At 47.3% G+C, this 3,530-nt stretch carries 3 protein-coding genes; 1 reads left to right on the forward strand and 2 read right to left on the reverse strand.

Annotated elements, in window-relative coordinates:
* The coding region (locus F4Y64_06480; GenBank protein MXX97245.1) for a fibronectin type III domain-containing protein at window positions 1-550 on the reverse strand (550 nt) is incomplete at its 3' end.
* A 328-nt stretch (window positions 551-878) separates the two neighbouring features.
* Window positions 879-1,895, reverse strand: a complete 1,017-nt coding sequence (locus F4Y64_06485) for an FAD:protein FMN transferase (GenBank protein ID MXX97246.1) — start codon at window positions 1,893-1,895, stop codon at window positions 879-881.
* 467 nt (window positions 1,896-2,362) lie between these two features.
* Between F4Y64_06485 and F4Y64_06490 the strand changes: the two genes are divergently transcribed.
* The coding region (locus F4Y64_06490; protein MXX97247.1) for a hypothetical protein at window positions 2,363-3,530 on the forward strand (1,168 nt) is incomplete at its 3' end.

Raw genomic sequence — 3,530 nt, forward strand, 5'->3', positions numbered from 1 at the left:
CTGTGATGATTTGGGAACCAACAAAATATGGAGGTTTCCAAGAAAGATTGATCCTCCCAACACCTGCTGCGTTCGCGACCAGATTAATGGGTTGATCCGGTTTAACGGCTTGCCCACTTACTGCTAAGATTTCGTCTGACGGCAATCCGAATCCATCCGTATTACCGGCACTCACCCGGAAATAGATTGATACTCCCGCTAGGCCGACAACTTCATAAGTTCGGATATCTTTGCTCACGATCTCAGGATGCCATTTTTCCCGTCCACTACTAGTTTTATAGGCAGATTCAATCTTGTAGTTCGTGATCGGCTTACCACCATCATCTGATGGCGGGGCCCAAGAAATGGTATATCGGCTTCCAGAAACTTTGACCTTCACATTGGTGAGTTTGCCCGGCGGCCCCCCATTGCTCTCCGCGATCAGAGTTTTTTTTTTGAAAAATGGGGGGGGGGGCAGAGACTCCGACAAGACTAAGAATCCTTTCGATAGATTGAGGGAAGCTCTGATCAATAGTCTTTTGAAGGTAATTATCTGTAGAATCCGAAGCATCGATCAAGCGCAGAAAATAAATTTCAGGTTCGGGATTTATTTCAACACCTTCGATGAGATCTCCTCCATGACCGTGAATACTAGCATCTAACGTGTTACTTCCCACATTGGAAAACGTAGCGAATAATACGAATAAGTTAGCGAGCCACATGAATTTTGGAATTGTTGTGTTTGTGCCTGATTTTAATAGTTGCACCGAATCAAAACCCATAGAACAGAGCACTCGGCCGTTCTTCCTGCGGGACAAATATAACCAATAAAGGCTTGCATAAGCTTAACTAGACCTACCCTTGGGTGTTGTAAGTTCTAACAAAACGCTGCGGAATCCTCAGAATTGTTCTCTGCCTATAAACTTCCCCGTCTCCAACTCCCTGAGACCGGTCCCATCCGGCTCCACGATTCGAATACTCAAACCATCCCATTCCTGTATGCTGAGAGGAATCACCCGCCAATCCATCACACTATATGCGGATGCCCATGCATCTGCAATCATTGCATTGGGAGCAATCACAGCAACTTTTCTCTCATGCGTCACCCCATACCCGGTATTAGGGTCAAGAATATGAGAGTACTTCACTCCCTGGTAATCCAAGTACCGATAGGAATCTCCAGAAACCGCGATCCCACAGTTTTTCAAGATCATATCACCTGTTTCTGACTCTTCTGAAAATACTTTAACACTCCAGCCATCTGAATGGGGGGGCACGTCCCCTAAGGAAATATCCCCTCCCACATCTACAGCAGCTCTTGGAAATCCTTCCCGAACAAGAACTTCCAGAGCCTGATCAGCTATGTATCCCTTGGCAACCCCCCCAAGGTCAATCCGCATGTTGTCCTTCTGCAATCGCACGGTCTGGCTGACCAAATCCAATTGTAAAGACTCGTAGCTAACAGCCGTCATTGCTTCATCTAGATCGGTCGAATCTGGAAGCATGGCTCTTCGCATAGCTCGGCGCCACAAGAGTGTTAAGGGTCCGACAGTTACGTCAAACGCCCCTGCGGATGCATGAGAAATTTCTTGCGCGGTATAAAGCACCTGCCACAGATCATCACTGACCTGCACTGATTGATTATGAGTATTCGAGAGTTGACTAAGCTCACTTTCGGTCAGATAATCACTCAGTAGATTATTGAGATCTGTAATGCGGGCAAAGGCTAACTCCATCGCTTCCACGGCCGCTATTGAATCGACAGCATAGAGAACCATGCCAACCTCTGTGCCCATCAGAGGCCTTTTGGATGTTAAGCGTATATGAGTCTGACTGTCCGCATTCGCTACCATAATCAAACTGACCATCATAGCGAGCGCGACTGGCTTAGTGATCCGTGCTCCAGGCAAAATCATCCCAGTATAGTGATGTTCGTGGACACGGGGATAACCATTACTTTCATGTCTAAACTTCTCCTATTTCCTCCGATTCTCAGAGTATATTGATCAATAATCTATCCCCTATTTACTTAGCATTTATCGGCGATTTTACTTTGCTGATTAAAGTTTTCCACCTGTAGTCACACATGAAGCGCGGTAATATTGGGGTTTCATTTTTTTGTTCCACTAGGAACTTTTTGGTTCTATCCCCGTTGGCGTGGAAGTGGTTCGTAATTAGGCAACCACCAAAAAACAATTCTGTATTGGAGATTGGTATGGTGAGAATGACCCGGACTTCGTATATCATCACAGGTAGTTCGTACATTCATAATCAAAAGCGATATCATAACATGGTAAGTTTCGTGACTAGGCCTTATCCCCTTGGAACTGAACTCAACCTCAGTTACCGTGCTCGTCTCGTATAGTGGTGGTGTGGACGGGAGATGGAGACAGCCCCAAATGTTTATCTCTTCGTCGGAAGGAATCGTTTTAGGGTTTGCATCCGACATATCCTGAACTTCGTTGGTTTCTGGGTTTTGTTTTTCCCTGTGGTCGTGCTCGGTCAGACGCACGCGCCGCAAAGTCAAGTCCATACCGGCGTGACTGCCCCTCGGACGTTATTGAATACACACTTGCAGGCTGTCGAAAAACTCGAACGGAAAATTCTTGTAACCCCGCTGCTTTCTGCTGAACCACGCACCGCTCCTTTTGAAGCGATTCGTGCAAGTGGAGGCGAACTTTCTTTAAGCGGCCCTTTACTAATTCTCCCACACTTTCCTCACCGGGAATCAAGTTCGGGCATCTTTGTATCATCCACAAATCCGGGTGGATTTGTGGATGACTGGTCGAGCGATTTTAAGCAGATGCCGGGGGATTCCAGAGAGGTCGAGGTGACAATTAATAACGATGATTTGCCAGTGATTCGTTTTATTGTGGATGAAGGCACCATAACCGAACCCCTTCCTGATGATCTTCCTGCAAAATACTGTGCCAGGACAATAGTCGATCGTGCACCTCCAGAGGAACTCCTATTTTATTACACCACGCAGGAAGGCACGGCGAAGGAAGGTGAAGACCTGGACTACAGAACGGATAAATACACGTTATTTACCGTCAAGGCTATACCACCTAACTTGGGATACCGGCGATGCATTGGGCCCGCAATCTTTGGTGATTTCGAGAAAGAGAACGATGAAACGATGACTGTGACGCTGGCTCCCGGTACGGGATACAAAGTGGGAAGTCCAAGCACGCATACAGTGATAATCAAGGACAGAGAGCCGACCGTTTACTTTTCTTTGGCGAAATCGAGTGTGCTCGAAGACAAGTTTACGCACAAGGTCAAGGTATTCATTGTTCCTGTTCCGGCAACCGATCTCACATTTAGCTATAGGCTGGACGGAACGGCAGAGAGAGGGGAAGACTACAACAGTTCTGGATCATTTATGGTGGATGCGCACAAGACGTCGGCGATTATTCCGGTTGAGATTATCCCAGACAAGGAGGATGAGCAGGACGAGACGGTGATTCTGACGCTGGTCTCTGGCCCGGGGGGATACGCGGTGGGAGAACGAGGCATCCATACGCTGACGATCGTGGATGACGATGATG

Source organism: Rhodothermaceae bacterium, assembly GCA_009838195.1.
Lineage (GTDB): Bacteria > Bacteroidota > Rhodothermia > Rhodothermales > Bin80 > Bin80.